Source organism: Roseibium sp. HPY-6, from assembly GCF_040530035.1.
Taxonomy (GTDB): Bacteria; Pseudomonadota; Alphaproteobacteria; order Rhizobiales; family Stappiaceae; genus Roseibium.
The window spans coordinates 706,213-712,500 of sequence record NZ_JBEWCD010000003.1 but is presented as its reverse complement, the minus strand read 5'-3'; the positions used below and the strand labels follow the sequence as shown (position 1 = coordinate 712,500).

The window sequence follows — 6,288 nt, the reverse complement described above, 5'->3', positions numbered from 1 at the left end:
CATGCGATGCAACAGCGAATTCAGCCTGACGCTCGCGTCCGACACCATTCTGACTTGCAAGACGGGCAGCTGCGTCCGTCAGATCCGGATCGGCAAATGGTGGCGGAGCAAAGGGTGGTCTGTCATACGGGACGGGTTCAGCGTTTTTGTCCATCGGACGCGTTAGCCGGATCGGAGCGCGGCTGAAACTTTCCGCCCCACCGGCGAGAATGCAGTCTGCCGCTCCGGCTTCGATCAACCGAGCTGCCAGAATAATGGCATCGAGGCCTGAACAGCATTGGGTATCGACCGTCATGGCCGGAACACCAAGGGGCAAACCCGCTCGTAAGGCTGCCAGACGCGCCGGATTTCCTCCCGCGTAAAGCGCGTTGCCGAGAAAGACCTGATCAACCGACGCAGGCGGCATATCTGCATCCTGCAAAAGAGTGCGAACGACAGGCGCTGCAAGTTGGTCCGCCTGCAGCGCGGCGAGCGCACCGCTGCGTGGTGCAATCTGAGTCCTTCTTGCGGCAATCATGTATGCCGGTGCGCTCACTCCGCTGCCTCCTTGCCCAGAAGTTCGCGTTTAACGCGCTGAATATCGGGTTTGCCGCCCGGCGTAGTCGGCAAAGTTTCATAGTGATGAAACCGGCGCGGCCATTTACCTGGCGCCAAATGCTGCCTGCAATGGCTCAACAGTGCCGCTTCAAGATCAGGCAGTGGTTCACGCATCTCGACCGCGGCCTCCAGCCGCTGTCCTCTGACCGGATCGGCAAGGCCGGTCACGACGGCGCGCGAAACCGCGGGATGTGCAAGCAGAACCTCTTCAATTTCTTCCGGATAGACGTTCAGGCCCGAGGTCACGATCATCCGACCTGTCCGTCCAACCAGAAACAGATAACCGTTTTGATCGAGGTATCCCTCGTCTCCGAAGCTCAGCCAGCCATTCTGCCACCGGGTCAACGGATCATCGCCGCATAAATAGCCGGTGAACAGGAGGGGGCTCCTCACCCAGATCGCACCCGCAGTCTCCGGTGGCACGGGACTGTCCGGATTGCCGATGGCAATGCCGACTTCAGGCGGCGCCCGGCCAACCGATCCGGTGGCCACATCTCCATCCGGTCCGGAAATGGTGATGAAACTCGTTTCGGAAGCGCCGTAGAACTCGAACAATCTCGCATTCGGGAAGACGGCGGTGAGCCGCTGCCGGTCCTTGTGTTGCCACTTTGCACCACTTGCAAGAACATGGCGCACCGCTTCGACCGGGCCCGAACGCTCCGCCGCTTCGGCAAGATAGTGGAGCTGCGTCGGCGTTGCATAAAGCGTGGTCCCGGTCTCTGCGCGTGCCAGCGAGGAGAGGAGTGTGCGCGGATCGAACCGCGGTGCGAGGACGACGCCGTGGCCACCGGCAAGACCGCATACCGCGCCATAAAGATGAAGCGAGTGGGTCAGTTGACCAGCCAGCACAATGCGCTCAGTATCGCGAATACCGAATTCTCTGTCAGAGATTTCGAAGCTCTTCAGCCAGGACCCATGGCTTCTGAGATACCCCTTCGGAGCGCCGGTCGAACCCGAGGTGAAGCCGCAATAGAACGGATCATCCTCACGCGGTGGCGCTTCCGAGCGGTCCGAACTCAGCGCAGTTGCATAAGGTTCTGAGGAAAGGAGTGCAAAGGCGGCACTGTCGACGACAAGGTCCGGCCCGGCAGCTTCACGAACGCTTTTCTTTTGGGCGTCCGGCCATCCCGGATCCAGAACCATCGCAATTCGTGCCGTGCGGGCACAGGCGAAAAAACAAATCAGAAGGGCGTCCTGGTCCTCGAGGAACAGACCGACCTTGCCACCCCGGGGCGTCCTTTCCCGAATGAAGGCTTCTGCTGCTCGCACCTTTTCCAGAAAGCGCCGCCAGGTCCAACTGGCGGCACCTGAAACAATCGCAATGTCATCGGGCCTTTTGACCGAAAAATCTTCCAGTCTGTCTCCGACAAAGGACATGACGCTGCGTTCCCGTTTCTCCGCTCAACCGCGTGACAGAACCGCGCCCGGCAATCCGCGTGCCACGGTCTGGACGACCAAAGCTGTGATGACGACCTTAACGAGATCGCCCGGAACATAAATGGCGCTACCGAGGGCTGCCTTTTCCAGGGACAGGTTCGCCATATAGGCAACGCCTGGAATACCGAAGAGATAAACGACACCGATTCCGCCAACAGCGGCGGACAGTCCGGCCGCGATGAGAATGTTCAAGCGGGATGTTGCCTGCATGATCCAGCCGGCAACGAAAGCACCAACCGGCCAGCCGATCAGAAAGCCGACAGACGGTGACGCAAATACACCCAGGCCGCCGCGGCCGCCTGCGAGGAATGGGGCTCCAAGCGCAACCAGGAACAGAAACAGAAGCACCGCGAGTGCACCGCGGACCGGACCAAGCATGACACCGGCCAGCATGACGCCGAGGGTCTGTGCGGTGATCGGCACGCCGCCCAGAAACGGGATGGCGACCGGCGGCACCAGACCCAGGGCGGCAATCAATGCCGCGTAAAATGCAATGTGAACCAGCGAACGATCTGCCATAGCGTTTTTCACGCCTCCTTGTTTTTGCTGTCCCGTCATTACCGCTTTGCGGCCTCACGGTGAACATGCATTGTTTTTTGCGAACGGATATCGCTCGCGTGTCTCAATCACCGCCGCGACAATCCTTCCGAGCCACCGCGTGCCCGCAAGGCATCGGCCACATTGTCCGACATGCGCAGACACTGAATGGCGAGTGGGGGAAGAAGCCTCCAGGAATTTCTCGAACCGGATCGCGATTGATAGGCTTCTCGAAGCCTTGAAAAGATCTGCATCATATAGGGCGCGAAGCGTAGCACCAGCGCGACCCCCAATGCCGGTTTTCTGGCCGAATAACCGAACCACTCCAGCGGCTTGAACAGGGGCGTCACGGCCTCCAGCATATCGTCCATGCGTGTGGTCACCGAAACAAGATTGGCGGCTAGGACCAAAACGATCAAACGCAGGATTACCGCGAGTCCTTCCCAGAGCGTTCCGGATATCCAATGAAGCAGGAGAAGAATGCCCAAGAAAACGGTCAAGCCGCGCAGCAGCTTCAACTGCGCCAAACCTTCCCTGCCAAGCGAGGCGTAAAGGCCAACGACCAGCGCAAGGCATAGCAGGAACACCCAAAGAGACGTGACCTGAAACAACAGCAGACTGGCCACAGCGACCAGCAGCAGTTTGAAACCCGCGGGGGTCCTGTGCAGCCAGCTGTTTCCTGTCAGATACATGGAGATCATAGCGCCGCAAGCTCCAGCTTGACGCCAGATCTTCTGTCGATATCCGCCTTGAACGCCGACAAAACCTCAAAAGGAGCGCCATCCATGCGAAGGCCGCCGTCTTCAAGCCAAAGCACGCGATCGAAGCTTTCAAGATGGTCCAGATCGTGACTGACCATCACGATCTTCTGCGGCAGGGAGCGGAGCTTGTCACCAATCCTGCGGGACGCCAGCGCATCAAGGCTGGTCATGGGTTCGTCGAGAACAAGCAGGCTCGGTTCCATGACAAGGACGGACAGAATACAGACAAGCTGTTTTTGACCCTCGGACAATTCGGCAATCGGCAAGGACGCAAGCGCATCGCAGCCGTGCTGCGCCAGAAAGTCCAAGGCACGCGTCCGGCTCTCGTCCTTGGAGATACCCAGTTGGGTCAGGCCAAACGCGATCTCTTCTTCAACCGTAGGAAAAATGGCCTGATGGTCGGGGTTTTGAAACACAAAGCCGACGTGGCGAGGCAACTCGGGTGCAGCCGCTGCGGCTGGTGCGCCAAAGAGCTTGAGCGCGCCACGATCCGGCTGCCGCAGGCCGTTCAGCAAACGCACAAAAGTGCTTTTGCCCGAGCCGTTCAGGCCAATCACGCCTATCCTGTCTTCCTGCAGAGACAGCGTCAGGCCGGTAAGAACTTGCCTGCTGCCGATCGAGAGGCCGACATCTTGAAACTCTGCATAGGGAAGGGCCGCCGGATCGCAGACCCGGATCTGGTCGTGATTTTTCTTTTTGGGCCAGAAAGCCATTCCACCTCGCCGAAGGTGCCCGCGCAGTTGTCGACAACAGGAAACCCTTTTCCAGGGCCCGTTCGGGGGCTGCTTATTGACTGGATCTTATCCGATGTCAAAGTCGGCTTATCCTACCGGACGGCTCAGATCGGGCAACTCGGCCAATTGGTCAATGGTGGCGCGCACTCTTTCCAGCGCTTTGCAAAACCGCTCCTCCGACGCTTCGGACCCGAATGTAAGCCGCAAATAGGGCGCTGAGGCGTGGTCTCTGGACTGGAAGTAACGCGAGGACAAAACCGAAATGCGTTGATGGCCAAGCGTCGCCTGAATTGCGTCGGGGTCGACGTGATCGGGCAAACGCAACCACCCAAAGACCTTATCGATGCCACCTTGCAGAAAATAGGGTGACAAAATTTCACGCGCTCTCTGAAACCGGACCCGGTTGGCTTTGCGTTTCAGACGCAGTGTTTTGAAAAGATGTCCTTCCCGCACCCAACCGGCAATCAGTTCCGCCGTAATAGGCGATGCCATCCACGTGCTTTCGCCGATCTTGTTACGTATGGAGTCGCCGAAGAGTTCCGGCACGTGCACGAAACCGATGCGGCTTCCCGGAGAGCAGACCTTGGAGATACTTGCGATGGAGGCCGTGCGCTCCGGAGCAAGTGCGCCGAACGCGGGCAGGGTCTCAGGCAGGAAAGGCGTGTAAGGGTCGTCCTCGACGATCTTCAGATCATGCTCACGCGCAACTTGAACCAGATTTTCCCGCTCCTCGACGGACATGGTATGCGTTGTCGGATTCTGCATGTTCGGCATCAGGAACACACCCTTGATGCCATGGACCCTGGCTGCCTGTGCAAGTGCTTGCGGATCCATAGCGCCAAAGCCCCCATCGGAGCGAATCAGCGCGGGCACGGGAACCAGCTTCAGACCGATGCTGGCGAGCGAGGGAAAGATGGACGGATAGGTGAACCTGTCGACGGCAATCGCATCGCCGCTGCGAAAGAGTGCCTGGCAGGTCACCTGAATGCCGTGCTGTGCGCCGCAAGTGACCGCGACCCGAGACGGATCAGCGTCCAGTCCATAGTCCTTGAACACCAGCACGCCGGTTTCACGGTGCGCCTTCAGGCCTTCTGAGGGCACAAATCCGTTCAACCGGTCGATGCCGGCCGTTCTCGCCATGCGGATCAGACCCTCGGAGAGGTTCGGGTTGAGATGCGGATAGGCAAAATTGCGAGCAAGGTCGCAAATCTCCTGCTCATCCTCTTTCGGGATCAATGGAGAGACCTTGTGGGTTTCGGGGGCGACATAGGTTCCGCGCCCTGTCTCCCCCTTGACCAGCCGGCGGCGTTCCGCTTCACCGTAAGCACGTGTGACCGTACCCAGCGTGACGCCAAGCTGATAGGCCAGCTCACGCTGTGGCGGCAGGCGGTCGCCCTGGCCCAGAATGCCTTCCTTGATGTCTGATTCAAGCGCGTCGGCGATCGCGATGTAAATCGGGCCCTCAGCGTCCTGAATTTCCGGAATCCACATTGTCATGAGAACAATGTTTACATTGACGAATACAATATCTCAAGACAATTAGTATCTCCGCCAATTTTGTATCGATTGTATCGATGCTGCCGCAGGAGACGATTTATGGATTTCGCCACGTTTCTGGCCTTCGCTGTTTTTGTGATCGTTATGACCGGAACGCCCGGTCCCGGAAATCTGACATTTCTCGCGATCGGTGCATCCGCCGGCTACAAAACGGCATTTCCCGTGATTGTCGCATCGCAGATAGGGTCACTGCCATTGAAACTCAGCGTCGCCTATGGGCTCGGCCACGTCATGGCCGGTGGCGGCCCGATTGTCACGGTCTTCAAGGTTCTGAGCATGGCCTACATGACGTATCTGGCCTGGCGCATCATATCTCTCACCGTTAAACCGAAAGGCGAAGTCGCCTTGCCGAGCTTCTGGGAAGGATTGCTCATCCACCCACTGAGCCCGAAAACCTGGGCCATGAACCTGGTCGCCTTTTCGACCTTCCTTGCCGGCAATGGCCTGAGCATTCACGAAAACGCCCTCATCCTGATTGCCGGGTTCACAGTTGGCGGGATGGTATTTCATTCACTCTGGGCGTTGGCGGGTGTCTCGATCCTTGCGCTGATCGGCGAAGGTCCGGTCATGCGGGCCGTCACGGTTTCCATGGCAATCGCCATGCTCGCCGCAACGGTCTGGGCGCTTGTTCTGTAACTCCTGAACACTTTCCGGAAGTGGTCGCA

At 58.7% G+C, this 6,288-nt stretch carries 7 protein-coding genes (1 of these 7 only partly in view); 1 reads left to right on the top strand and 6 read right to left on the bottom strand.

Annotated elements, in window-relative coordinates; translation table 11 throughout:
• The 6 genes from ABVF61_RS29350 to ABVF61_RS29325 all read right to left on the bottom strand — a co-directional run.
• Positions 1-535, bottom strand: partial view of a thiolase family protein gene (locus ABVF61_RS29350; protein ID WP_353997155.1) — the beginning only. It extends 635 nt beyond the left edge of the window; only the first 535 of its 1,170 coding nucleotides appear in the window; it begins with the start codon at positions 533-535; its stop codon lies beyond the left edge, outside the window.
• The gene (locus tag ABVF61_RS29345) at positions 532-1,974 is read right to left on the bottom strand and encodes an AMP-binding protein (protein WP_353997154.1); all 1,443 of its coding nucleotides are present in this window, start codon (positions 1,972-1,974) and stop codon (positions 532-534) included. Before ABVF61_RS29345 ends, ABVF61_RS29350 begins: the two co-directional genes overlap by 4 nt.
• A 24-nt stretch (positions 1,975-1,998) precedes the next feature.
• Positions 1,999-2,553 (bottom strand): biotin transporter BioY, encoded by a 555-nt coding sequence (locus tag ABVF61_RS29340; protein WP_353997153.1) that lies wholly within the window; start codon positions 2,551-2,553, stop codon positions 1,999-2,001.
• 107 nt (positions 2,554-2,660) lie between these two features.
• Positions 2,661-3,272 carry an energy-coupling factor transporter transmembrane component T family protein gene (locus tag ABVF61_RS29335; RefSeq protein WP_353997152.1) on the bottom strand — a complete coding sequence of 204 codons (612 nt, stop codon included), beginning with the start codon at positions 3,270-3,272 and terminating at the stop codon, positions 2,661-2,663.
• Positions 3,269-4,045: an energy-coupling factor ABC transporter ATP-binding protein gene (locus ABVF61_RS29330; RefSeq protein WP_353997151.1), complete on the bottom strand. Its 777-nt coding sequence runs from the start codon at positions 4,043-4,045 to the stop codon at positions 3,269-3,271. Before ABVF61_RS29330 ends, ABVF61_RS29335 begins: the two co-directional genes overlap by 4 nt.
• A gap of 108 nt (positions 4,046-4,153) precedes the next feature.
• Positions 4,154-5,563: an aminotransferase-like domain-containing protein gene (locus tag ABVF61_RS29325; protein WP_353997150.1), complete on the bottom strand. Its 1,410-nt coding sequence runs from the start codon at positions 5,561-5,563 to the stop codon at positions 4,154-4,156.
• A gap of 99 nt (positions 5,564-5,662) precedes the next feature.
• Here ABVF61_RS29325 and ABVF61_RS29320 point away from each other — a divergent pair, with 99 nt between their 5' ends.
• Positions 5,663-6,259 (top strand): LysE family translocator, encoded by a 597-nt coding sequence (locus ABVF61_RS29320; RefSeq protein WP_353997149.1) that lies wholly within the window; start codon positions 5,663-5,665, stop codon positions 6,257-6,259.
• The last annotated feature ends 29 nt before the right edge of the window (positions 6,260-6,288 follow it).